The sequence below is a fragment of the Limnohabitans curvus genome, assembly GCF_003063475.1.
GTDB lineage: Bacteria > Pseudomonadota > Gammaproteobacteria > Burkholderiales > Burkholderiaceae_C > Limnohabitans > Limnohabitans curvus.
On the sequence record NZ_NESP01000001.1, the window covers coordinates 729744 to 751992 of the forward strand.

Sequence of the window (22249 nt, forward strand, 5' to 3'; positions counted from 1 at the left end):
GGGAAATCCCTTGAAAATCTAGCAGTTCAGGCTTGCTAGAATTTATACATAAGCAATTAACGAATTATAAATTTCAGAGGATAGACATGAAAAAATTAGCAGCCGTCGCGTTCATCGCTTTTGCCTCAACAGGTGCCTGGGCCAACGCTGACTTAGCCAAGAAAAACAACTGCTTGTCTTGCCATGCCATTGATAAAAAAATTGTCGGACCCGCCTATCAAGACGTTGCCAAAAAATACGCTGGCCAAGCCGATGCTGAAGCCGCATTGGCGAAAAGCATCAAAGCCGGTGGCAGTGGCAAATGGGGCCCTATCCCAATGCCTGCACAAGCTCAACTGAGCGATGCTGACGCCAAGGCCCTTGCTGCATGGGTCTTGGCAGGCGCTAAGTAATACGGCTGGTACTCATACCTTGATGAGCTTCCCTCAGAGATTTCTCAGGGAAGCTCTTTTTCTTTAAGCATTCAGTCAATAAAAGAAAGCTATGAAACTGAACTTGACGCACCTCCTCGCTGCCATTGGCTTGGCCCTGATCAGCTTGACCAGTCTTGCCGCTGAACCTGAATACCTACGCATCATTGGCACAGACACCAAGTTCGTGGTGAAAAACACCAAAGGCGAAGAGCGCGAAATCAAACGTGTGATGACACCTTGCGCCAAAAACAAAGGTTGGTTGCAACCCATGGTGCCGGTCGCAGGCGTCACCCCCGTGGGAGAGATTGAAATGCTCAACGCCATGAACGACCGCGATGCCATGTTGGTCGACATGCGCGAACCCGAAGACCGAGAGCAAGGCACCATCCCAGGCTCACACCACATCGTCTACACCGAAGTGTCTGCTCGGTTGAATGAGCTAGGCTGCAAGAAAACTGCCAAAGGCTGGGATTGCGCCAATGCCAAGAAGGTATTTGCCTTCTGCAATGGTCCCGTCTGCCCACAAAGCCCCACAGCCATTCAGGCCATGACACGCGATGGCTTCCCTGCCAGCAAAATTTATTACTATCGCGGCGGTATGTTGGATTGGGCAGCATTGGGCTTCCCAGTTCTCAAAGGCGATTTCTAAAAGGACACCTCATGCACACCAACTGGATACAAGACACCCAAGCCTTGCTCAACAGCAAGGATGAATCGGCACCCACACGCCGCTTGGCTTTGCAAACCGCATTGGGCTTGGGCTACGCAGCTGCAGCGATGCCGCTGATCGCACAAACGGCCATTCAAACATCAGGCGAAGGCTTGGTGGAAGGCGAAGTGACGATTGACGTCAACGGCTTCAAAATGCCTGCCTACCGCTCAGCGCCCAAAGGTAAAGCCAACTTGCCCGTGGTCTTGGTGATTTCTGAAATTTTTGGCGTGCATGAATACATTGCCGACGTGACACGTCGCTTTGCCAAAGCCGGCTACTTGGCGATTGCCCCTGAGTTGTTTGTGCGCCAAGGCGACCCAAGCCTGTATGGCGAAATTGCCAAGCTGCAAGCAGAAGTCATTTCAAAAGTACCCGACGCACAAGTGATGGCCGACTTAGATGCCACCTTGCATTGGGCCAGCAAAAACGGTGGCAATGCCAACCGCGCAGCCATCACTGGTTTTTGCTGGGGCGGTCGCATCACATGGCTGTATGCCGAGCACAACCCCAAAGTCAAAGCGGGCGTGGCTTGGTACGGACGCATGGAAGGTCAAACCAATGCCAACAATCCGAAACACCCCATCGACTTGGTGACTTCGCTGAAAGCACCCGTGCTGGGTTTGTATGGCGGCGCAGACACAGGCATTCCCGTGACATCCGTGAACAACATGAAAGAAGCCTTGGCGCAGGCTGCCGCGAAGGGCAACCCAGCGGCCAAGGCCTCAGAGTTTGTGTTGTATCCAGACGCACCGCATGCGTTCCATGCTGACTACCGTGCCAGCTACCGCGCAGCGCCTGCAGCAGATGGCTGGAGCCGCGCTGTGGCTTGGCTCAAACAATACGTCTAAGCAAGCACCGTTTAGGCCACAAACACCCGCGCTTTGCGCGGTGTGAGCACCAAGGTCTCACCCTCTGTAAATCCCTGCTCGTAAAACTGCGATGCAGGGATTTGCGCTTCAATGATCTGCTGGTCTGATGGGCTCTCGCCCTCAGCGGCCACCAACTCTAAGCGCGCAATCGGTCCCACCACGATGGCGCGGGTCAGTTGTGCCACGATGCCTTCGTCACCAGATGTGTAACGGCGCACGTCCAAATCATGCGGCCGCACATAGGCAAACGCTTTGGCGTCTTGCGCCGCATGGTGCTCAGGGCTGGCCACGCGCACAGTTTGATCTTCCACACCGATGTGCATTTCGCCTTCGTGGGCACGGCCATGGAACAAGTTCACATCGCCTAAGAAGCCATACACAAATGGGCTGGCTGGGTGTTCCCACACCTCTTGGGGTGAGCCCACTTGCTCCACATTGCCTTTGTTCATCACCACCACGCGGTCGGCCACTTCGAGGGCTTCTTCTTGGTCGTGCGTCACAAAGATGGTGGTCACATTCAAATCGTCGTGCAGACGGCGCAACCAGCGGCGCAGCTCTTTGCGCACCTTGGCGTCCAAGGCGCCAAAGGGCTCGTCCAACAACAGCACTTTGGGTTCAACTGCCAAGGCACGGGCCAAGGCAATGCGTTGGCGTTGACCGCCTGAGAGTTGTGAGGGATAGCGGTCAGCCAACCAATCGAGTTGCACCAGGCTCAGCAAGTCGTGCACCTTCTTCTTGATTTTTTCTTCGTTGGGGCGTTCGTTGCGCGGCTTGACACGCAGGCCAAAGGCCACGTTTTCAAACACGGTCATGTGACGGAACAAGGCGTAGTGTTGGAACACAAAACCCACTTGACGCTCGCGCACATGCACGTGGGTGGTGTCTTCACCGCTGAACAAAATGGTGCCCGCATCTGCGGTTTCTAAACCCGCGATGATGCGCAGCAAGGTGGTCTTGCCGCAGCCAGATGGGCCTAACAAAGCGATCAACTCGCCAGAGTGAATGTCTAGGCTCACATCGCCTAGCGCTTGGAAGTCGCCAAACTGTTTGTGGATGTTTCTGATTTCGATGCTCATGATTCGGTACTCGTATTCTGTTGATGCGTGTGGGCGCTAAGCGTTTACGCGCTTGGCATTTCTTGTGGCAGTTCTGCTGTGGCCTTCAGTTCACGCGCATGGCGCCACTCCACCACCGACTTGATAGCCAAAGTCACCAAGGCCAACAATGCCAAGAGTGAAGCCACGGCAAATGCCGCCACCGATTGGTATTCGTTGTACAAAATTTCCACATGCAAAGGCATGGTGTTGGTCTGCCCACGGATGTGACCCGACACCACCGACACCGCACCAAACTCACCCATGGCACGTGCGTTACACAAGATGACGCCGTAAATCAAACCCCACTTGATGTTGGGCAGCGTGACATACCAAAAGGTTTGCCAGCCTGTGGCACCCAACACAATGGCGGCTTGTTCTTCGTCATTGCCTTGCGCTTGCATGAGCGGGATCAACTCACGTGCGATGAAGGGGAACGTGACAAACACAGTCGCCAACACAATGCCAGGCACCGCAAACACAATCTTGATGTCATGCGCTTGCAGCCACGGGCCAAACCAACCCTGCGCACCAAACATCAACACATAAATCAAACCGGCCACCACGGGCGACACCGAGAATGGCAAATCGACCAAGGTGGTCAAAAAGGCTTTGCCAGTGAATTCATATTTAGCGATGGCCCAAGCAGCGGCCACACCAAACACCAAGTTCAAAGGCACGGCAATGAGCGCGGTGATGAAGGTCAAATAAATGGCAGACCACGCATCGGGCTCTTGCAAAGCCACCCAATACGCATCAAACCCTTTGCGCAAGGCTTCGGTGAACACCGCCGCCAAAGGCAAGACTAGGAAGAAAAACATGAAGGTCAGCGCCACACCAATCAGGCTGTAGCGCACCCATGCGGGTTCGGTGGTGCCCGCTTGAGCCCGTCGCTGTGAAGGATTCATGGTGGTACTCATGCAGGGGCTCCTGTGTGGCGGCGCTGCCACGCTTGCAGGGCGTTGATCACCAACAACAAGATGAACGAAATGACCAACATCACCACCGCCACTGCCGTGGCTCCGGCGTAGTCGTATTGCTCCAACTTACCAATGATGATGAGTGGCGTGATTTCAGACACCATGGGCATGTTGCCCGCAATGAAAATGACCGAGCCATATTCGCCAATCGCACGTGCAAAGGCCATGGCAAAACCGGTGAGCAAGGCCGGTGCGATGCTCGGAAAAATCACACGGCTAAACGTTTGCCAACGCGTCGCGCCCAAGCACGTGGCCGCTTCTTCGAGTTCTTTCTCTGCGTCTTCCAACACAGGCTGCACGGTGCGCACCACAAAGGGCAAGCCAATGAAAATGAGCGCAATCACCACGCCATTGGGGTTGAAGGCCAACTGAATGCCCATGGGTTCGAGGTACTGCCCCACCCAACCGTTACCCGCCAACAACGCTGTGAGCGAAATACCAGCCACGGCGGTGGGCAAAGCAAAGGGCAAGTCCACCAACGCATCCACCACCCTCTTGCCGAAGAAGTTGTAACGCACCAGCACCCAAGCCACGAGCAAGCCAAACACCACGTTCACCAAGGCCGCAATCAGCGACGCGCCAAACGTGAGTCGGTACGACGCCATCACGCGAGGGCCAGTGACGGCAGCCCAAAACTGGTCCCACGTGAGCGTGAAGGTTTTGAACACCAAAGCCGAGAGCGGGATCAACACAATCAAGCTCAAGTATGTGAGCGTGAAACCTAGCGTGATGTTGAAACCGGGAAGAACGCGCGCCGCCTTGTGTCTGCGCGCCAGAGAAAACAATGCCATGAAAAATTACTTCACCGTGTAAATCTTGTCGAACTGGCCACCGTCATTGAAGTGAACTTTTTGCGCTTCGCTGAGCGAACCGAAATACTCGCTCACAGGCACCAACTGAACGGGTTTGAAAGTGGTCGCATATTTCTTGAGCAACGCAGGTGAACGTGGACGCAAGGCATGTTTGGCCGCAATTTCTTGTGCTTCGTCAGAGTACAAGTAATTCAAGTAAGCCTTGGCCAAATCGCCAGTACCCTTCTTCACCACGGTGCGTTCCACCACAGCCACGGGGTTCTCGGCAATGATGCTGACCGATGGGTGCACCGCATCGACCTTGCCTTCACCAAACTCGCGGTCCACCGACACCACTTCTGATTCAAACGTCACCAGCACATCGCCGATGTTGCGTTGCAAGAAGATGGTGGTGGCATCTCGGCCACCTTTGGCAAGCACGGGCACGTTCTTGAAAATCTTGGCCACAAACTCGGCAGCACCTGCGTCGTTCATGCCCTTTTTGCGTGCATAAGACCACGCGGCCAAATACGCCATGCGGCCATTGCCACCGGTTTTGGGGTTGACAATGATGACTTGCACGCCAGGCTTGGTCAGGTCGTCCCAATCCTTGATGCCCTTGGGATTGCCATTGCGCGTGAGGAACAGCATGGTCGAGGTGGTGGGCGATGCGTTGTTGGGAAACTTCTTCGCCCAATCTTTGGCGACCACACCTGTGCTGGCCAAAAACTCAATGTCCGTGGTGGTGTTCATGGTCACCACATCGGCTTCTAAGCCGTCGTTGACCGCACGCGCTTGTGCGCTTGAGCCGCCATGGGCTTGGTCAATCTTGATGTCTTTGCCTGTGGTCTTTTTGTAGTGGGCCACGAAGGCGGCGTTGTAATCTTTGTAAAACTCGCGGGCCACGTCATACGACACGTTCAGCAACGTTTGTGCAGAAGCGAAAGAACTGACTGCCAAGAGTGCAGCGGCCAAGGTGGTGTGTAGAAATTTTTTCATACCGTTTGAAGCTCCAAAGAATGAGAAGAAATTGCGGGTGTCGAGGTCTTGAAAACCAAAGGTGTTTCCACCAAAGATTGCAACAGTGCCAGCCCCAAGGGCCAGGCACCAAAACCAGAATCAATGTTGATGTGCCCTGCGTTTTGCAAACGCACAAACTCGCTGCCCCATGACCGCGCATACGCCCCTGCAGTGCGCACGGGGCAAAACGGGTCGTTGCTGCGGGCTACCACCACACTGCGGTATGGCAAGGTTTGGTAAGGCACAGGGGCAAAATCCACCAAGGGTGCGCGACGCTCTGGATCAGCCGGAGCGACCAACAAAGCGCCATGAATGCGCGCTACCGCCGCAGGCGGCAAGTGCGTAGAAGCAATGCAGCCTAAGCTGTGCGCCACCAGCACCACAGGGCCATCTTGGGCCTGAATGGTTTCAGCAATGCGCCCCACCCACGCCTGGCGGGTAGGAGAAATCCAGTTGTCTTGGCTCACGCGCACCGCGCCCACCACAGACTCGGCCCACAGGCTTTGCCAGTGACCGGGGCCTGAATCGCGCCAACCGGGAACGATGAGGATGGTGGGTGTTTGAGACATGGCCGCGATTGTGGGTGGCAATGCAGCAAACTCAAACGACTGTTTATTTGTTAGTTAATAACGTATGCGTATAAAGAAAAAAGCCCGCAAACACGCGGGCTTTCAGAGGGCAAGGCGCAATGCCCTTACAGAATTTGAGCCGCTTCGTCGAAAGCCAAGCGCGGACCACGTGGGTGCACGCCAGCAGGGTCAGCCACGCCGAGGTTGATGAGGAAGTTGGCTTTGAAACGGCCATCGGCGAAGAAGGCCTCGTTCACCGCTTGTGGGTTAAAGCCAGACATGGCGCCACTGTCCAAACCCAAAGCACGTGCCGCCAAGATCAGGTAAGCGCCTTGCATGCTGCTGTTGCGTGCGGCCGTGGCTTCCGTCATGGCGGGGTTGGCATCAAACAGAGGTTTGGCGTCGTAGCCAGGAAATTGGGTAGGCAGGTGCTCGTGAAAGCGTGTGTCTTGGGCGACGATCACAGTCACAGCAGCGCTTTGCACTTGGGGCACGTTGCCGGGCATCAACGCAGGAATGAGTTTGGCTTTGGCTTCAGCAGTTTTCAAAAATACGTAGCGTGCAGGCTGCGCGTTGAACGCAGTAGGACACCACTTGAGCAAGTCGTACAACTGGTGAATCACGGCATCTGACACAGGTGTGTCTTTGAAAGCATGAACCGTGCGTGCATCACGAAACAATTGGTTAAGCGCGGCGTCGTTGAGAACGTTGAATGACATGAAAAGTTCCTAAGAAAAAAGAGAAGATCGCAAACGATGATCGAGTTGAAGAATATCAGGTGCATTTGTCACCCGAATGTCGCCAGACAAAACACGGTCAATCAACTGAGAGGCGGTGGCTGCGTGCGGCAACACCGTGCCCCAGAAGTACACCTGTTGCGCATCTGAAATCAACAGCGTGGGAAAGTTCTCCACATCGACGTTGTCCAACACCTCGGCCTGATCTTCGATGTCGACCCAAGCGAATTCGACTGGCTTTGCGTATTGCAGCTTGAGGGCATCCATCACCTGGACATAGTCATCACAGGTTCGACACCAGGCGGCACAGAAGCAAGCAACGAGCAAACGAGGGGGTGTTTCGGACATTGCGCGATTGTCACACCGCGCAATCGTGTCATTACTTCTTCAAATAGATTTGGTCGAAGCTCGCGCCGTCGGCAAAGTGGTCTTTGTCGGCTTTGGCCCAACCACCAAAGGCTTGGTCAATGGTGAACAAGGGCAACTTGGGCAATTGCTTCACATACTTGGCTTGGGCTTTGGCTGAGATGGGGCGGTAAAAGTTTTTGCCCGCAATGTCTTGGCCTTCGTCGGTGTAGAGGTAGTTCAAATAAGCCTCTGCCACTTTGCGTGTACCTTTGCGTTCGACGTTTTTGTCCACCACCGCCACAGGCGGTTCAGCCAAGATGCTGATGGAGGGATAGACGATGTCGACCTTGCTGCCAAACTCTTTCTCTAACAAGTGCGCTTCGTTTTCCCAAGAGATGAACACATCGCCTTGGTTGCGTTGTGCAAACGTCACCGATGAGCCGCGTGCACCGGTGTCGAGCACGGGCACGTTTTTGTAGAGGGCGGCCACAAACTCTTTGGCTTTCGCTTCACCGCCGTATTTGCGTTTAGCAAACTCCCACGCGGCCAAGTAGTTCCAGCGCGCGCCGCCTGATGTTTTGGGGTTGGGTGTGATGACGCTGATGCCTGGCTTGACCAAATCGTCCCAGTCTTTGATGCCCTTGGGGTTACCTTGGCGCACCACCAACACAATGGTCGAGGTGTAAGGCGCTGAGTTGTGAGGCAAACGCTTTTGCCAGTCTTGGGGGATCAGCGCCGCATTTTTGTAGAGGGCATCCACATCACCCGCCAAAGCCAGCGTGACCACATCGGCATCAATGCCATCGATGACCGAACGCGCTTGTTTGCCAGAACCACCATGCGACTGTTTGATGGTCACATCTTGGCCGGTTTGAGCTTTCCAATGTTTGGCAAAGGCGGTGTTGAACTCGGCGTACAGCTCACGGGTCGGGTCATACGACACGTTGAGCAAGGTGACGGGTGAGGTTTGTGCCGCAGCCAAACCGCTCACAGCCACCAAGGCTGTGGCCACCAGAGTTTTCAGAAAATGTTTGCGTTGAATCATGTCGGTTCCCTTTTTGAATCCATCTCAATTTGCGATGGATGAATTCTTAGCGCAGCAGCGCGAAAAGGGAACGACAGAGTTTTTGGTTGTTAATTACCTAAACATCTAAGCCAGTGTCAAAGCGCATTCAAAGGAATTTTGAGGTAGGACACACCGTTGTCGTCTTTGGGTGGAAACTCACCCGCACGGATGTTGATTTGCACCGCAGGCAAGATCAGCACAGGCATGGCCAAAGTGGCATCGCGTGCGGTGCGCATGCGTACAAACTCAGCCTCGACAATGCCGTCGTGCAAATGGATGTTGTGCGCACGCTGTTCGGCGACCGTGGTTTCAAACCGCACGGCACGATTTTCAGGCGGGTAGTCGTGGCACATGAACAAGCGCGTGCTGTCTGGCAAGCTCAGAATTTTGCGTGCAGAGGCGTACAGCGTTTTGGCGCATCCACCCGGGAAGTCGCAACGGGCCGAGCCCACATCGGGCATGAACAAGGTGTCGCCAACAAATACCGCATCACCCACTTGGTAGGCCACGCACGCAGGTGTGTGCCCGGGTACGTACAAGGCTTTGGCGCTCAAGTTGCCAATGGCAAATGTTTCATCCATTTGCAGCAGATGGTCAAACTGTGTGCCGTCTTCTTTGAAGTTGGCCTCTAAATTGAAGACGCCTTTGAACACACGTTGTACAGCAGTGATGTGGTCACCAATGGCCGTTTGTCCACCCAACTGAGCTTTCAGATAAGGAGCAGCAGTGAGGTGATCTGCATGGGCATGCGTTTCTAATATCCATTGCACTTGCAGATTTTTCTCGCGTACAAACGCAATGACTTGGTCTGCCGATTGGGTACTGGTGCGGCCTGACTTGGGGTCGTAGTCGAGCACCGAGTCAATGATGGCGCAAGCACTGCCCTCTTTCTCGTACACCACATAGGTCACGGTCCAAGTGGCGGCATCAAAGATGCCGTGGACGATGGGGTTCAAAGCCGTGGGCATAGAAAACCTCTGGTTCATAAGGGCACAATAATATAGGTAACTTTAGATATACAAATAAACCATGCGCATCGACTGGCTTCATTTCACACCTGGATCGTCCCTGTTGGGCGGCATTCTGCTTGGCATTGCGGCTGGCGTCTTGTTTTTGAACAGCGGGCGCATCTTGGGCATCACCGGCATCTTGGAAGGCTTGTTCAAGCCCACGCGAGTAGATTCGCCATGGCGTTTGACTTTTTTACTCGGCTTGTTTGCATCACCTTTGGTTGCCAAGCTTATGTTGCCTGCCGATCTCCTGCATGCGCCACGCATCGATGCCAACTGGGCCATGGTGATCGTGGCCGGTCTGTTGGTAGGGTTTGGTACGCGTTGGGGCGCGGGCTGCACCAGCGGTCATGGCATTTGCGGCTTGAGCCGTTTGTCTGTGCGCTCATTGGTGGCGACCTTGTCTTTCATGGGCACAGGTTTCATCACTGTGTTCGTCATTCGCCATCTGCTGTAAGGAACTGTCTATGCAACGCGTGATTGAATTTGTACTGGGCCTCACCTTTGGCCTTGGCTTGTTAATTTCAGGCATGACCGACCCTGGCAAAGTGCAAGGCTTTCTAGACCTAGCGGGTGCATGGGATCCATCGCTGGCCTTTGTGATGGGCGGCGGCGTGATGGTGGGTTTAGTGGGATTTGGCTTGGCTAAGAAAAAAACCATCAGCTTCTCGGGTGCCCCCTTTCATTGGCCAGAAATGACGCCGATTGACCGCCCCTTGGTGCTGGGCAGTTTGATGTTTGGCATGGGCTGGGGCTTGGCTGGTTTTTGCCCAGGTCCTGCGCTGGTGGCCATGGCCTCTGGCAACGACAAAGCCTTGGTGTTTGTGCTGGCCATGTTGGTGGGTATGGCGCTGTTTGATCGTTTCAAAAAAAGAGACAATTGAAGGCTTTTACCGCCACTGACCATTGGGGAACTTTGTGAATCTGACCAACTTGATTGAAACCTTCGGAGACCACTCGGTCTTAGCCATGGGTGGCGCACTCATCGGTTTGATGTTTGGTTTCTTTGCTCAACGCTCCAAGTTTTGCGCACGCGCGGCTGTCATTGAATGTTGCGATGGCACGTTGGGCTCGCGTTTGGCCGTTTGGTTATTGGGTTTTGCCGTGGCCATTTTGGCGGTGCAAGCCATTGTGGTGGTGGGGTTCTTGAAACCTGAAAGCTCTCGCCATTTAGGCGCACCCGGCAGCATCTCAGGCGCGGTCGTGGGTGGCCTGATGTTTGGCATGGGCATGATCATGACGCGCGGCTGCGCCAGTCGCTTGTTGATTCTGTCCGCGAACGGTAATTTGCGCGCCCTGCTGTCAGGCTTGGTGTTTGCCGTGACGGTGCAAGCCTCAATCTCAGGCTTGTTGGCACCAGCGCGTCAGTGGGTCACTTCGTTGTGGATGGTGGAAGGCGGGCCCGATCGCAACCTGTTGAACCTCACCACCTCATGGATGGGTTTGGTTGTAGGTGCTGCAATGGGTGCCGTAGCACTTTGGCGTTTGCGCGTCAGCGATACAGAGAGCCGCAACACATGGAACTGGGCAGGTGCGTTGGTGGGCTTGGCCATTGCTTTGGGCTGGGGTTTCACACAGCTGGTGGCCAGTGTGTCGTTTGAACCCATTGCCGTACAAAGTCTGAGCTTCAGCTCACCTTCTGCCGAATGGCTGATGCGCACGCTGTCTACTGCGACGGCGCCAAGCTTTGGCTTCGACGCAGGTTTGCTACCAGGTGTGTTTATTGGATCTTTGGTGGCCAGTGTGATGTTTGGTGAATTCAAGTTTGAAGGTTTTCAAACAGAAAACAAACTGGGCCACTACCTGACAGGCGCCGTGTTGATGGGCTTTGGCGCGGTCATGGCGGGCGGTTGCACAGTGGGCTCAGGCATGAGCGGTGGTGCGATTTTCTCGAACACCGCGTGGCTCACATTGGTATCCATCATCCTCGGGGCTGGCTTGACTTACAAAGCCCTCAAGTCCATCAATAGCCCCATTTAAGTTCAGCGCTTATTCAGCAACGCAGCATGCTGCGTTGCCATCTTTGGCGCCAAGCTTGCGCAAGATGATGGCCATGGGGCAAAAGTTGGTGAAACCAAACTGAAACAAGTTCAGCCCAACAAAGGCTGTGAAAGCCAAGGCCCAACGGCTCACAAACAGGGGGCTTTCTTCTACGCCCAAAGCCAGTGACACCATGATGAACAAGCCCGCAACGATGCGGATGTAACGTTCGACAGTCATTCTCATTACTCCTAATTTAAAAATCAAACAGCTGCAAAGCCGGGGTTGGGCAGCACACCTTCAAGCTTGGGCGTGTTGAGCTTGCGCTTAGACACTTTGCCGCCGCTGGCCTTGAGCCATTGCTCGGCCACTTCCCACACGGGTTTGAGGTTTTGGTTTTTGGCTTCTTCAGCCACGGGCGCCCAACCCGCTACTTTGTATTTCTTGTTGGCGTCGATGAGCTTGCCTTTGAGGCGCATCTCACCAATGCGGTTGCCCATTTTCTCGTTGGGACGGCACACATATTCGAGCCCCCCCACGCGCACCATGTCACCACCTTGTTGGTAGTAAGGGTCTGGGTTAAACAAGTTGTCGCACACGTCTTCAAGAATGGTCTTGATGGTCTCACCTGTCATTTCAGACACCGTGGCATAGGAATAGGTGGTGGCCGTCATATCCATCAACCATTCACGCGTGATGGCTTGACCTGGTAAGAGTGAGGTCCCCCAACGGAAGCCGGGTGAGAAGGCCATGTCAGCGCCTTGCACATCCATCAGCGCATCGAGCAACAACTGGTCGCCCGTGCCGTTGAAGTTGCCACGACGATACAGCGTACCTTCGGTCACTGCCAATGATTCGTTCAACTTAGCTTCGTAGGGTGCGCGAATCTTGTGGATGAGCGCGTCCATCTCTTTGTCGGCAGGCAACATATTGGAAAAGATAGGCAGCAGTTTGTAGCGGAAGTCGGTGATCTTTTTGTTCTTCACTTCGAAGTCGAGCACACCTAAGAACTTGCCGTTCGAGCCTGCATTTGTGACGATGGTTTTGCCGCCCTTGTTGTTGACCAAAGTGGCCACAGGCATGCCGTCGTGGGTGTGGCCGCCCATGATGGCGTCAATGCCGCTGACGCGGCTGGCCATTTTCAAATCCACGTCCATGCCGTTGTGCGACAACACAACCACCACCTGCGCCCCTTTGGCGCGGGCTTCGTCGACCATCTTTTGCATGTTTTCGTCTTGAATGCCAAAGGCCCAATCGGCCACCATGTAGCGTGGATTGGCAATGGGTGTGTAAGGAAAGGCTTGACCAATGATGGCGCAAGGCACGCCGTTCATTTCACGCATCACGTAGGGTTTGAACACCTGATCGCCAAAGTCTTGGGTCTTGATGTTTTGCGCGATGAAATCTACTTTGCCTGCAAAGTCTTTGTTGACGATTTCTTGCACGCGCTCCATGCCGTAGGTGAATTCCCAGTGGCCCGTCATCACGTCCACACCCAGCAATTTACAAGCGTCGACCATGTCTTGGCCGTTGGTCCACAACGATGTGGCAGAGCCTTGCCAGGTATCGCCACCGTCGAGCAACAGCGCGCCAGGACGGCTGGCTTTGAGACGCTTGACCAAGGTGGCCAAATGCGCGAAGCCACCCACTTTGCCGTAGCGCTTGGCGGCCACTTCAAAGTTCAAATAACTCATGCCATAGGCTTCGGCGCTACCAGGGCGCACACCTGCCGTCTTGAGCAAATGCTCGCCCACCAAATGGGGCAACTGGCCTTTCATGCTGCCAATGCCAAGGTTGACACTGGGCTCGCGGAAATAGATGGGTTTCAACTGCGCGTGGCAATCGGTCATGTGCAGAAATGACACTTGACCAAACTTCGGGATGTCGTACAAACCTTTGGCAGCCACGCTGCTGTCAGCTTGGGCATAAGCATTCATATTGAGGCCAGCCATGGAGCCAGCACCCATGACTTGCATGAATTCGCGTTTGGTTAAGTTCATATCAGCACCTACTTATTTAAATAACGTAAAAAAGCCGCAGACGATTCCTCATCCTGCGGCCCTTTGAAAGATTACTTGTTGACTGGCGACGCTGGGTCGAGCAACAACGCCATCACGTGTTTGATTTGCACTTCGGTCAAGATGCCTTTATGCGCAAAGCGCGGCATGTTGGAACAAGCGTTGTAAGCACGTGCATTTTGAATCTTGCCCCAGGTGTATTCCACGATGGGCTTTGACTCTGCGCTGTTGGGGTTGGTCACGCCGCGCATCTTGCCGTAGTTGTACAAGCTTGGACCCAAGGTGCCATAAGACAACTCGGTCTTGCTGATTTGGTGGCAGTTGTAGCAGTTGCCGCCATTGACCGAGCCTTCGGCATCGGTCCATGTTTTGCCAGCGCCGCTTTGTGCGATTTTTTCGCCTTCTTTGAAGTCACCCAAATACTTGCCATCGGCTGGGGCCTTGATGGTTTTCATGTTGCGTGCTTCGATTTCGGCGCTGACTTTGGCATCCAATGCCACGCCCGTGCGATCAGACTCCGCACACAAGCGGTTATCTTCGTCAGGGCTCAAACGGTCCAGCTTGGCTTGACCTTGGGCACGGAAAGAACGCCCCAAAATGTCTTGGGTGAGTTTGTCGAGGTCAGCGCTCGAAGGCATCGGTGCAGCACATGCCGTCAGCAAGGCCACAGCGGCTACGCTCAAGGCGATTTGATATTTGCGGTTCATTTTGCGTTTTCCTTATCGTTTGATCGCAGGCGCGATGGCTTCACCACCTTTGCCATTCACACCCATGTACACGCCCAAGGCGATGGTGGCATCACTGCCAAACAAGGGGTAAGGGAAACGTTGTTGACGGTAGCAATCGTTCAAGCGCAACTGAGCGCCCCACATTTGCCCGTTCGACACGCGATAAGCAGGCCAAGCACCAAAGCCGTTGCCAGCACCGGGGTTCTTGGTCAGATTAGGCAAATCTTGCAAACGGATGCGCTTGTCGTCTTGGCTGTGGCAAGTGGCACAGGCAAAGTCGTGTGAGCCGCCGCGCATGAAGAACAGGCGTTGGCCCACTTCGTACATCTTGCGTTCTTCTACATGGCTTTGCGAGAGGTTGAATTTCATGCCTTTGGACTCGCCAGCAATCCAAGTCGCCAATGCGGTGACATTGCTTTGCTCGCCTCGGCCAAAAGGTGTCTTGGCGATTTCTTCGCCGTTGAAGCCTTGCAACTCTTGCATGCACGTCACCAAACGTGATTCGAGGTCTTGCACACGTCCAGTGTCTGAGAAGTAACGGGGCAGTTCAACCCACGCGCCTTTGACCACGCCTGCGCCTTTGCCCAAATCGCATTTTTCAAGCGATACGTTTTTCGGGCCACGTTTTTGCTTCCACAGGTCTTCACCTTTGGCTTCAAATAACTCGGCAGGATTGCCGTCTTGCAGCATGGCACGGTATTCCGCGATGCTGTCAGTTGACGACTTTTGGGCGAACGCAGCGGTTGACAAACCGATGAGCCCCACAGCGGCTGATAAGCCGATGCACCTAGACGCTAGTGCTATTTTTTTCATGTGTGTCTCCACTGCGTTCGCTGTGATCACGAAACGGTTGCTTCGTCAGAGCGTGTATCGCCCTTGTTGTCTTTCCAAGTGATGCCCACTTTGTCACCGGCTTTGGCGCCTTTGATGGTGAACTGCAAGAACGGGTTCTTAGACACAGCGGGGCCCCACTCGGCTGTCATCACAACTTTGCCGTTGAGGGTCGCTGTCACGTCTTGGATGTGCCAAGCGGGAATGATTTTTCCGGTGCCGTCTTTGCGTTGACCGGACTCCATTTCGTGGCTCATCAAGACACGGATGGTTGCTTTGTCGCCAGCTGCTTGGGCGCGAATGCGCATTGGATCTGCCATGGTATTTCTCCTGAAATTTCTAAATTAGCCGCCGCAGCCGCCGAGTGTCACTTTGACTTCCTTCTTGGCGAAGAAAGCTTTGCCGTCATTTGTGATGGCCACCGCATACACATCAGATGATTGGCCCATCTTGGAACGTGTCGCAAAGTTGGCTTCGACTTCGGGGGTCACGTTGAACATGGCAATCAAAGCGGATGGGTTTTTCTCAACCAACAACAACATGCGCTTGACGTTGCCCAAGCTGGTGCTCACACCCAGTGGCACGACCGCACCGTTTTCGGCAATATCGGGTCCAGTGATGGTGACATCTTTGCTTTCCACGGGGGCTGAACCGCCCATGGCTTTGACGGCTTCGGCCACGCTCTTGGCGTCAAACGCAGCTTTGTCAAACGCTTGCGCGTATTGAGGAAACAGGCCAGTAGAGGCCAAGAGGCCTGCCACAGCGGCGCTGTGCTTAAGGGTCTCGCGACGAGTTTGCATGTAGTGCTCCTAAAAAAGGTTTTGAGTTATTTTGCCGCACCTGCGGCAAGCCAGTTGGCAATCGTTTTGATATCTGCTTCAGAGGCTGTTTGTGCAGGCATGGGAATCGCACCCCAAACACCCGCGCCACCCGCGCCACCCGCCTTGATCTTGCCAGCCAAGTAGTCGACTTTGCCTGGGTATTTTTTGGCAATGTCGTTGAAACTTGGCCCCACCACCTTGGTGTTTTGTGCGTGACACGCTGTGCAGTTGTGTTTCCCCAGCAAAGCCAAAGCAGGGTCAGCCACTTTGGCAGCAGGCTTGGCAACTGGCGTTACGGATGCAGCGCCGACTGGGACCGACTTGTTTTCTGGCACCGCCGTATTCGCACCGTGTTGTTGGCCTACCAAACGATTTTGGTCGGCCAAGTTGCCGTGCGCGTTGCGTGCGTAATCGGGCAGCATGGAAGCCACTTTGGCTTCTGGGATGCAGTCTTTCATACACGCCACATTGGCAGTGTCGGGCTTGGCTGTGCCGTTGAACTCTTTGCCTGCCCACATCGCATGTTGGGTGGTCATGCCGTTGCGGTTGGGCATGCGCTTTTGCACTTCGGCCATGTTTTTGTCTGACAACACAAAGTTTTCAGGCACCACATCGGCCAAGCTCAAAAGGTAAGCGGTGACGGCATACACCTCATCAGGCTTGAGCGATTTGGGTGCCGTCCAAGGCATGGCGCGGTTGATGTAGTCCCACAGCGTGGACACCGTAGCCACCTTCATGATGGTGGTGCGTCCTGGGAAGTCTGCACGCTTCAAATTGGCCACATTGCCAGTTTTGATGTCGTCGTTGGTGGTGCCGCCAATCAAGGGGCTGAACACTTCGTTGGATTCACCAAACACACCATGGCAGTGGGCGCATTTGGCTTCCCACAAATCTTGGCCTTGCGCTACCGAGCCTGAACCCGCAGGTAAGCCTTTGAAGTCGGGGCGCACATCAATATCCCATGCCGCCACTTCTTTCAGCGTGGCCGGACGGCCCACGCCTGGGTAGGCTGTGCTTTGTGCGCTGACAAACCCAGCAACAGCCAACAAGGCCGTGGTCAAAACGACTTTACGAAACTTGGACATTCTTGACCTCGCCGTTTTCTTGCACCAACCAAGATTGGATGGCGTTGTTGTGATAAATCGAGCGGGTGCCACGTGCCGCGCGCAAGTGCTTGTAGGTGGGCTGCACAAACCCCGTTTCGTCTGTGGCGCGGCTTTGGATGATGGCGGGCTTGCCGTCCCACACCCAGTCGATGTTGAAGCGCGTCAGCGCTTTGCTGAGCACCGGCGTTTCCAAACGGGCTTGGCGCCAGTTGCGACCACCGTCCACTGACACGTCAACTTTTTTGACCTTGCCACGACCCGACCAAGCCAGACCCGTGATGTTGTAGAAACCCTTATCCAACAACACCTGGCCGCCAGAAGGCGTGGTCACCACGCTCTTGCACTCTTGAATGTTGGTGTACTGACGGTGTTGGCCATCGGGCATCAAGTCCATGTAATGCACAGCTTCGTCTTTGGCTGCATAGGGCATATCGCCCACTTCGATGCGACGCAGGTACTTGACCCAGCTGACACCTTGAATGCCAGGCACGATCAAGCGCAAGGGGTAGCCGTTTTCAGGACGCAGCATTTCGCCGTTTTGCCCATAAGCCACCAGCACTTCGCCTGACAAGATGAGGCTCATTGGAATGGTGCGGGTCATGGAAGAACCGTCACCACCTTCAGCCAAGATGAATTTGGCGTTCTTAAAATCAGCGCCCGCGATTTCGAGCAAGGTGATAAGCGGCACGCCTGTGAACTCGCTGCACGACACCATGCCGTGTGTGTATTGCACCGTGGGCACAGCCACGTTGCCCCACTCGACCGCGGTGTTGGCACCACACTCGATGAAGTGGAAACGTGACACAGAAGGTAAGCGCATGATTTCGTCCATGGTGAACACCTTGGGTGTTTTCACCATACCGTTGATCATGAAGCGGTGCTTAGACGGGTCGATGTCCCACCAACCTTGGTGGTGACGCTCAAAGTGCAAGCCGCTGGGGGTGACGATGCCAAACAATGACTGCAAAGGTGCGAACGACACCGAGGCTTGCGTGGTTTGTGTCAAGCCTGGGCTTTGACGACGCTGCACGTTGGATTCGAACTTAGAGGGGATGCCATAACCATTGTTGGCAGCCACACCTTGACCCAAGCCTGTGGCGTGCTCTGGCAAGTTCAAGATGTTGGGATCGCCCCCTTCGGTGGGAACTGGGTTGCCCTGCCCCAAGGCCATGGGTGCTGCTGCACCTGCAGCCGCAGCGGCAAATGCACTGCGAATGAAGTTGCGTCGACCCGTCTTGCTCTCGGCAATGACGGTGCGAATGCCGTCACGGTCTAAAAAGTTTTCGGGCGCTTTTTGAATGCGACCCGATTGAGTGCCATCTGGTGTTTTCACAGACAGTCCTTCCACATCAGTTATATATCAATACACGCTAATATAAATCATCTCTGATAGGGCATCCATCGGGTTTACGCCATAAACCGAATTAGCTCAACGAAATTTGTAATGTTGTTTGTTCAGGACGGCAGCAACAGCGTTGGTATCTTCAGGGAAAAAGCCCAGGTTGAGCTCGGTGTTGCAATACTCCACCATGCCACGCAAAGCGCCTGCCGTGTTGATGCGGCCTTTGGGGTTATAGATGGCACTGCCATTGCCACCTACACGACGAATGTGACATTCGTTGCATTGGTTTTCAGCAATCAGCTTTTCGCCCACATTGAGATCTGCGTCTTTGAAGAGTGGATGCTGCTGTGCGCTGGCCATGCCTGCACCTGTCAAAAAAATCAAGAACAAAAACTTTCTCATGACATGTCTCCTCGTTACTTTTCTTGCAAAAGCTCAGGTTGCAACACTTGGTAATGTCGGCCCAGTTTGTCGAGCGGCGTCATCACGCCGGCACGCACCAAGGCGGTCACTTCACGGCTGACGGTTTCAAGCTTGAGATCCATCATGGCACCCATGTCGTCTCGACCAAACAAGGTGGCTGAGCCATCTTCTGACACTTCATGCATTTTGCGAATGAAGTGCAGCACGCGTTGGCGTGCGCTGCCAAAGTTAAGCTCGGCCAACCAATCGTCCGCCAACTTCAAAGCACTTTGCCATTTCTCCATCAATTTGCGATGCAAGCGCGGGCTGTTAGCGCCCAGTTGATGCACCACCTCCAATGGGATACGACACAGCGACACCTCGTTCAATGCAACAGCTTGGCTGTCATAACGACCTGTCGCCAAAGCTTCAAGGCCCACCACATCGCCCGGAAACAACACACGCACCACGCGCTCTCGGCCATCTGCTGTCACGCGCACCAGCTTGATCAGCCCCTTGCGCAACGTGAACACACCAAGCGCTTGGTCTGATGCTTCATATAAAGCTTGACCCGGTTGATACACCAAGTCGTCAATGGGGGCGTGGATGAGGTTGAAGTCTTGCTCGTTCAAATCAGCGAACAACACCATCTCGCGGATGCCGCAATTACGGCAATCCGAGGTGCCCCGCCAAGCTGATTCGGTTTGAATGGGAATCATCTGCCAGTCACCACACGACGTGCCACGGCCAACTGTTCATCCAAATACGCGCCATAAAAATCTGGCAAATAAGCACCTGTCAAACGTGCGGCCACCTCACGCCCTTGAGCACCAAAGAACAACACCGTAGGCGCCAGCTTGATGCCTTGCTTGCGCACCCACGCATCCTGCGTGAGTGTCGAGCCATCGACATCAATCAAGGCACGGTTGTCACGCATGTCCACTTGCACCACCTGCAAACCTGATGCAAGCAAAGGGTACAAATAGTTCTCACGCACCACTTTGCAAAACGGACAGCCATGCAAACTGACCATCACAACCAAAGGCTGCTTGGCCTGCAGCGCTTGCACCAACGAGGCTTGCAATGACCCGGTGGTAGGCAAAGCAACTGGCACTGCCATCGCATCCCACGTGGTCACACCCGCCATACACAAAGTTAGACCTTGCAAGGCCTGGCGACGAGAAAAATGTGTGGTGCGCATCACTTGGCTTCTTGTTCCATCAACAAATACGTGTTGTAAGCGTTCATGCGGTTGGCTGATTTGAAAAGAGGCATTTTCGCGAACTTTGACCAATCCGTGTTCGCGTAGGCACTTTCGAAGGGCTCCATGTCTTTGGCCGCACGCCCCATGACCTCACGCAAATACAACAAGTAGTCGCGCGTGAGGGTCATGTCGCCCTTGGGATCGTTAGAGATCGGGCCATGGCCTGGCACCACCCAACGGGTATCAAACTTGAGCAAACTCTGCATGGCCTCTATCCAGTGGCGGCTATCTGCTTGGCCCACAAACGGAATCCGATTACGAAACACAAGATCGCCTGCAAACAAAACTTTTTGCTGTGGCAGATACACCACCAAGTCTTCGGCGGTGTGTGAAGGACCAACGGGCTGGATGTCAAAGCGCACACCATCCACGGTCAAGACTTGAGGGCCGCTCAGCCACTCATCCGCAGGCACCAAGCGTGTCTTCTCATCGACCCAAGGCCAGAGCTCTTGACGCGAACTCTCCAAACGCAAACGCGCTGTGTCTGAAGTTAGGTATTCACGCGCAGCTCCGTGGGCCACGATGCGTGCCCCTAAATCTTTGAACACTTGCAAACCATAAATATGGTCAGCGTGGTAGTGGGTCAACACCACGGTGTGAATCGGTTTGCGTGTGACTTTGGCAATTTCAGCCACCAAGCGACGCGCCAACTCTGGCGAACCCAAGGCATCGATCACCACCACGCCTGCGGGCGTGACCACGAACCCTGCATTGGAGATGAAGTTTTGGTTCGCCGACGACCCCATCTCTGAAACGCCTTGGACGTAATAAACCTCAGGCACCACTTGCTTGGCTTGCATCAAAGGTTTAGTCACAGCAATAGGAGGCGCAGATGTTTGCGCTTGCACCGACACGGCAAGACCTAGGCAGCCACAAAACCAACACACGCAAAGTTGGCGCACAAAAGCCAGTTTCACAATCACTTCTCCTCAAACAGCAGGCCAGTCTAGGGCTTGACATACATCAAGCATCGCCTGAACCAGAGCACTTAGCATAGTCCAAATATAAGCGTAGACTAAATCATATGAATCTCACTGCACTGAATGAAACTTATGGCGAGTCCGTTGTCTTGGCCGTTGGTGGCTGGGTCATTGGTCTGTTGTTTGGATTTTTTGCCCAGCGCTCTAAGTTTTGCCTGCGTGCGGCGGTTGTGGAGTTTTGGCACCATCAATTTGGGGAAAAACTTTCAGTTTGGTTGCTCACATTTTCTGCAGCAGTCATTGCCATTCAAAGCCTCATTGTGTTGGGCGACCTCGACGTCAGCACCGCACGTCAGCTGGCCACGCGGGGCAGCTTGTCCGGCGCACTGATTGGCGGCTTGCTGTTTGGTGCAGGCATGATCATGACGCGCGGGTGTGCCAGCCGCTTGCTCATTTTGTCAGCCAACGGCAATTTACGTGCTTTGCTATCGGGCTTGGTGTTTGCCGTCACTGCGCAATCGGCTTTGTCAGGAGCGCTCTCGCCTCTGCGCCAAGAGATCACCAACCTTTGGACGGTGGAAGGCGGCAGCAGCCGTGACCTGCTGGCCATGCTGGGTCTGAGCCACACCACAGGATTGATCATCGGATGCGTTTGGCTCTTGGCTGCGCTGTACTTCACCACACGCACCACGCAACGTGCATGGATGTGGATAGGCGGCATTGGCACCGGCTTGAGCGTGGCCATGGCTTGGTGGTTTTCGTACAGCGTGTCTAAAGCCTCGTTCGAAGTGGTGCACATCCAAGGCATCACCTTCAGCGGCCCGTCAGCCGAGTGGCTCATGCGCGTGCTGGCCCCCAATCCACCAGCCATTGGTTTTGACTTTGGTTTGTTGCCTGGTGTTTTCTTGGGCTCGTTCTTTGCTGCGTGGCTAGGCAAGGAACTCAAATTAGAAGGGTTCAAAGACGGCTATGCCATGCGCCGCTACATCGTGGGCGCCATCTTCATGGGATTTGGTGCCATGCTGGCAGGCGGTTGTGCGGTCGGTGCCGGTGTGACGGGGGGCGCTATTTTTGCGCTGACAGCTTGGCTTGCTTTGATCGGCATGTGGATGGGCGCAGGCTTGGTCGACCGATGGATGGATCCGCCACCCGTGAGTGCCCCCACGTTGATGCAACCTTGAGCGGCGACGGTTGATTCGAATTCTTACGTTATAGTTTTCAACGAACT

The 22249-nt window shown here is 54.5% G+C and carries 28 protein-coding genes; 7 read left to right on the forward strand and 21 right to left on the reverse strand.

The genetic code is table 11. The features are described from left to right. Positions 1-86: 86 nt before the first annotated feature. From B9Z44_RS03615 to B9Z44_RS03625, 3 genes are all read left to right on the forward strand, one after another. Positions 87-392 carry a c-type cytochrome gene (locus B9Z44_RS03615; RefSeq protein ID WP_108401730.1) on the forward strand — a complete coding sequence of 102 codons (306 nt, stop codon included), beginning with the start codon at positions 87-89 and terminating at the stop codon, positions 390-392. A 91-nt stretch (positions 393-483) separates the two neighbouring features. Continuing rightward, the gene (locus tag B9Z44_RS03620; RefSeq protein ID WP_108401731.1) at positions 484-1062 is read left to right on the forward strand and encodes a rhodanese-like domain-containing protein; all 579 of its coding nucleotides are present in this window, start codon (positions 484-486) and stop codon (positions 1060-1062) included. A gap of 11 nt (positions 1063-1073) precedes the next feature. Next, a complete protein-coding gene (locus B9Z44_RS03625; protein WP_108401732.1) occupies positions 1074-1973 on the forward strand; it encodes a dienelactone hydrolase family protein in 900 nt (299 codons plus the stop codon). Positions 1974-1984: 11 nt separating this feature from the next. Here the strand turns inward: B9Z44_RS03625 and B9Z44_RS03630 are convergent, their stop codons facing one another. From B9Z44_RS03630 to B9Z44_RS03670, 9 genes are all read right to left on the reverse strand, one after another. Further along, positions 1985-3070, reverse strand: a complete 1086-nt coding sequence (locus B9Z44_RS03630) for a sulfate/molybdate ABC transporter ATP-binding protein (protein WP_108358003.1) — start codon at positions 3068-3070, stop codon at positions 1985-1987. 44 nt (positions 3071-3114) lie between these two features. After that, on the reverse strand, positions 3115-4008 hold the full coding sequence (gene cysW / locus B9Z44_RS03635; RefSeq protein WP_108358004.1) for a sulfate ABC transporter permease subunit CysW: 894 nt from the start codon (positions 4006-4008) through the stop codon (positions 3115-3117). Next, a complete protein-coding gene (gene cysT / locus B9Z44_RS03640) occupies positions 4005-4859 on the reverse strand; it encodes a sulfate ABC transporter permease subunit CysT (RefSeq protein WP_108401733.1) in 855 nt (284 codons plus the stop codon). Before cysT ends, cysW begins: the two co-directional genes overlap by 4 nt. Before the next feature lie 6 nt (positions 4860-4865). Continuing rightward, positions 4866-5858: a sulfate ABC transporter substrate-binding protein gene (locus tag B9Z44_RS03645; RefSeq protein ID WP_108358006.1), complete on the reverse strand. Its 993-nt coding sequence runs from the start codon at positions 5856-5858 to the stop codon at positions 4866-4868. Next, on the reverse strand, positions 5855-6448 hold the full coding sequence (locus tag B9Z44_RS03650; RefSeq protein WP_108401734.1) for an RBBP9/YdeN family alpha/beta hydrolase: 594 nt from the start codon (positions 6446-6448) through the stop codon (positions 5855-5857). Before B9Z44_RS03650 ends, B9Z44_RS03645 begins: the two co-directional genes overlap by 4 nt. Positions 6449-6573: 125 nt before the next feature. Then, the gene (locus tag B9Z44_RS03655) at positions 6574-7167 is read right to left on the reverse strand and encodes a malonic semialdehyde reductase (protein WP_108358032.1); all 594 of its coding nucleotides are present in this window, start codon (positions 7165-7167) and stop codon (positions 6574-6576) included. Positions 7168-7176: 9 nt separating this feature from the next. After that, on the reverse strand, positions 7177-7533 hold the full coding sequence (locus tag B9Z44_RS03660; RefSeq protein ID WP_108401735.1) for a thioredoxin domain-containing protein: 357 nt from the start codon (positions 7531-7533) through the stop codon (positions 7177-7179). A gap of 31 nt (positions 7534-7564) precedes the next feature. Further along, entirely contained in the window at positions 7565-8578 is a 1014-nt protein-coding gene (locus B9Z44_RS03665) for a sulfate ABC transporter substrate-binding protein (RefSeq protein WP_108401736.1), read from the reverse strand. A gap of 116 nt (positions 8579-8694) precedes the next feature. Continuing rightward, the gene (locus B9Z44_RS03670; RefSeq protein WP_108401737.1) at positions 8695-9567 is read right to left on the reverse strand and encodes an MBL fold metallo-hydrolase; all 873 of its coding nucleotides are present in this window, start codon (positions 9565-9567) and stop codon (positions 8695-8697) included. Positions 9568-9628: 61 nt separating this feature from the next. Here B9Z44_RS03670 and B9Z44_RS03675 point away from each other — a divergent pair, with 61 nt between their 5' ends. The 3 genes from B9Z44_RS03675 to B9Z44_RS03685 are packed head-to-tail and all read left to right on the forward strand — an operon-like array spanning position 9629 to position 11589. After that, a complete protein-coding gene (locus tag B9Z44_RS03675) occupies positions 9629-10066 on the forward strand; it encodes a YeeE/YedE family protein (protein ID WP_108358036.1) in 438 nt (145 codons plus the stop codon). 10 nt (positions 10067-10076) lie between these two features. Continuing rightward, on the forward strand, positions 10077-10493 hold the full coding sequence (locus tag B9Z44_RS03680; protein ID WP_108358037.1) for a DUF6691 family protein: 417 nt from the start codon (positions 10077-10079) through the stop codon (positions 10491-10493). Positions 10494-10527: 34 nt separating this feature from the next. After that, positions 10528-11589: a YeeE/YedE family protein gene (locus tag B9Z44_RS03685; protein ID WP_245912758.1), complete on the forward strand. Its 1062-nt coding sequence runs from the start codon at positions 10528-10530 to the stop codon at positions 11587-11589. Between the two features lie 9 nt (positions 11590-11598). On the opposite strand, the gene B9Z44_RS03690 is transcribed toward B9Z44_RS03685, so the two are convergent. From B9Z44_RS03690 to B9Z44_RS03745, 12 genes are all read right to left on the reverse strand, one after another. Then, positions 11599-11829 (reverse strand): YgaP family membrane protein, encoded by a 231-nt coding sequence (locus B9Z44_RS03690; protein WP_108358038.1) that lies wholly within the window; start codon positions 11827-11829, stop codon positions 11599-11601. 23 nt (positions 11830-11852) lie between these two features. Further along, a complete protein-coding gene (gene soxB, locus B9Z44_RS03695; RefSeq protein ID WP_108358039.1) occupies positions 11853-13589 on the reverse strand; it encodes a thiosulfohydrolase SoxB in 1737 nt (578 codons plus the stop codon). A gap of 71 nt (positions 13590-13660) precedes the next feature. Continuing rightward, entirely contained in the window at positions 13661-14314 is a 654-nt protein-coding gene (gene soxX, locus B9Z44_RS03700; protein ID WP_108358040.1) for a sulfur oxidation c-type cytochrome SoxX, read from the reverse strand. A gap of 12 nt (positions 14315-14326) precedes the next feature. Next, entirely contained in the window at positions 14327-15148 is an 822-nt protein-coding gene (gene soxA / locus B9Z44_RS03705) for a sulfur oxidation c-type cytochrome SoxA (protein ID WP_108358458.1), read from the reverse strand. Between the two features lie 26 nt (positions 15149-15174). Beyond that, complete coding sequence (soxZ, locus tag B9Z44_RS03710; protein WP_199220168.1) at positions 15175-15486, reverse strand: thiosulfate oxidation carrier complex protein SoxZ; 312 nt, start codon at positions 15484-15486, stop codon at positions 15175-15177. Positions 15487-15510: 24 nt separating this feature from the next. Beyond that, on the reverse strand, positions 15511-15966 hold the full coding sequence (gene soxY / locus B9Z44_RS03715; protein ID WP_108358041.1) for a thiosulfate oxidation carrier protein SoxY: 456 nt from the start codon (positions 15964-15966) through the stop codon (positions 15511-15513). A gap of 26 nt (positions 15967-15992) precedes the next feature. Further along, positions 15993-17072 carry a c-type cytochrome gene (locus tag B9Z44_RS03720; protein WP_108401738.1) on the reverse strand — a complete coding sequence of 360 codons (1080 nt, stop codon included), beginning with the start codon at positions 17070-17072 and terminating at the stop codon, positions 15993-15995. Beyond that, the gene (gene soxC, locus B9Z44_RS03725; protein WP_108402796.1) at positions 17056-18426 is read right to left on the reverse strand and encodes a sulfite dehydrogenase; all 1371 of its coding nucleotides are present in this window, start codon (positions 18424-18426) and stop codon (positions 17056-17058) included. The genes B9Z44_RS03720 and soxC overlap by 17 nt, the downstream gene beginning before the upstream one ends. 96 nt (positions 18427-18522) lie before the next feature. After that, positions 18523-18837 carry a hypothetical protein gene (locus B9Z44_RS03730; RefSeq protein ID WP_108358043.1) on the reverse strand — a complete coding sequence of 105 codons (315 nt, stop codon included), beginning with the start codon at positions 18835-18837 and terminating at the stop codon, positions 18523-18525. Positions 18838-18851: 14 nt separating this feature from the next. Continuing rightward, a complete protein-coding gene (locus B9Z44_RS03735; protein WP_108358044.1) occupies positions 18852-19556 on the reverse strand; it encodes a Crp/Fnr family transcriptional regulator in 705 nt (234 codons plus the stop codon). Continuing rightward, positions 19553-20038 (reverse strand): thioredoxin family protein, encoded by a 486-nt coding sequence (locus tag B9Z44_RS03740; protein ID WP_108358045.1) that lies wholly within the window; start codon positions 20036-20038, stop codon positions 19553-19555. Before B9Z44_RS03740 ends, B9Z44_RS03735 begins: the two co-directional genes overlap by 4 nt. Further along, complete coding sequence (locus B9Z44_RS03745) at positions 20038-20955, reverse strand: MBL fold metallo-hydrolase (protein WP_245912830.1); 918 nt, start codon at positions 20953-20955, stop codon at positions 20038-20040. The genes B9Z44_RS03740 and B9Z44_RS03745 overlap by 1 nt, the downstream gene beginning before the upstream one ends. 170 nt (positions 20956-21125) lie before the next feature. Here B9Z44_RS03745 and B9Z44_RS03750 point away from each other — a divergent pair, with 170 nt between their 5' ends. Further along, positions 21126-22202: a YeeE/YedE family protein gene (locus B9Z44_RS03750; RefSeq protein WP_108401739.1), complete on the forward strand. Its 1077-nt coding sequence runs from the start codon at positions 21126-21128 to the stop codon at positions 22200-22202. Positions 22203-22249 lie beyond the last annotated feature (47 nt).

Coding starts and splice junctions, on each gene's coding strand:
- B9Z44_RS03740 (WP_108358045.1), bottom strand. CDS start 20,038: ATGCGCACCACACATTTTTCTCGTCGCCAGGCCTTGCAAGGTCTAACT.
- B9Z44_RS03645 (WP_108358006.1), bottom strand. CDS start 5,858: ATGAAAAAATTTCTACACACCACCTTGGCCGCTGCACTCTTGGCAGTC.
- B9Z44_RS03675 (WP_108358036.1), top strand. CDS start 9,629: ATGCGCATCGACTGGCTTCATTTCACACCTGGATCGTCCCTGTTGGGC.
- B9Z44_RS03655 (WP_108358032.1), bottom strand. CDS start 7,167: ATGTCATTCAACGTTCTCAACGACGCCGCGCTTAACCAATTGTTTCGT.
- soxY (WP_108358041.1), bottom strand. CDS start 15,966: ATGCAAACTCGTCGCGAGACCCTTAAGCACAGCGCCGCTGTGGCAGGC.
- B9Z44_RS03720 (WP_108401738.1), bottom strand. CDS start 17,072: ATGTCCAAGTTTCGTAAAGTCGTTTTGACCACGGCCTTGTTGGCTGTT.
- B9Z44_RS03735 (WP_108358044.1), bottom strand. CDS start 19,556: ATGATTCCCATTCAAACCGAATCAGCTTGGCGGGGCACCTCGGATTGC.
- soxB (WP_108358039.1), bottom strand. CDS start 13,589: ATGAACTTAACCAAACGCGAATTCATGCAAGTCATGGGTGCTGGCTCC.
- B9Z44_RS03665 (WP_108401736.1), bottom strand. CDS start 8,578: ATGATTCAACGCAAACATTTTCTGAAAACTCTGGTGGCCACAGCCTTG.
- B9Z44_RS03680 (WP_108358037.1), top strand. CDS start 10,077: ATGCAACGCGTGATTGAATTTGTACTGGGCCTCACCTTTGGCCTTGGC.
- B9Z44_RS03630 (WP_108358003.1), bottom strand. CDS start 3,070: ATGAGCATCGAAATCAGAAACATCCACAAACAGTTTGGCGACTTCCAA.
- soxZ (WP_199220168.1), bottom strand. CDS start 15,486: ATGGCAGATCCAATGCGCATTCGCGCCCAAGCAGCTGGCGACAAAGCA.
- cysW (WP_108358004.1), bottom strand. CDS start 4,008: ATGAGTACCACCATGAATCCTTCACAGCGACGGGCTCAAGCGGGCACC.
- B9Z44_RS03650 (WP_108401734.1), bottom strand. CDS start 6,448: ATGTCTCAAACACCCACCATCCTCATCGTTCCCGGTTGGCGCGATTCA.
- B9Z44_RS03670 (WP_108401737.1), bottom strand. CDS start 9,567: ATGCCCACGGCTTTGAACCCCATCGTCCACGGCATCTTTGATGCCGCC.
- B9Z44_RS03660 (WP_108401735.1), bottom strand. CDS start 7,533: ATGTCCGAAACACCCCCTCGTTTGCTCGTTGCTTGCTTCTGTGCCGCC.
- B9Z44_RS03615 (WP_108401730.1), top strand. CDS start 87: ATGAAAAAATTAGCAGCCGTCGCGTTCATCGCTTTTGCCTCAACAGGT.
- B9Z44_RS03625 (WP_108401732.1), top strand. CDS start 1,074: ATGCACACCAACTGGATACAAGACACCCAAGCCTTGCTCAACAGCAAG.
- B9Z44_RS03690 (WP_108358038.1), bottom strand. CDS start 11,829: ATGACTGTCGAACGTTACATCCGCATCGTTGCGGGCTTGTTCATCATG.
- B9Z44_RS03620 (WP_108401731.1), top strand. CDS start 484: ATGAAACTGAACTTGACGCACCTCCTCGCTGCCATTGGCTTGGCCCTG.
- soxX (WP_108358040.1), bottom strand. CDS start 14,314: ATGAACCGCAAATATCAAATCGCCTTGAGCGTAGCCGCTGTGGCCTTG.
- B9Z44_RS03730 (WP_108358043.1), bottom strand. CDS start 18,837: ATGAGAAAGTTTTTGTTCTTGATTTTTTTGACAGGTGCAGGCATGGCC.
- B9Z44_RS03750 (WP_108401739.1), top strand. CDS start 21,126: ATGAATCTCACTGCACTGAATGAAACTTATGGCGAGTCCGTTGTCTTG.
- cysT (WP_108401733.1), bottom strand. CDS start 4,859: ATGGCATTGTTTTCTCTGGCGCGCAGACACAAGGCGGCGCGCGTTCTT.
- soxA (WP_108358458.1), bottom strand. CDS start 15,148: ATGAAAAAAATAGCACTAGCGTCTAGGTGCATCGGCTTATCAGCCGCT.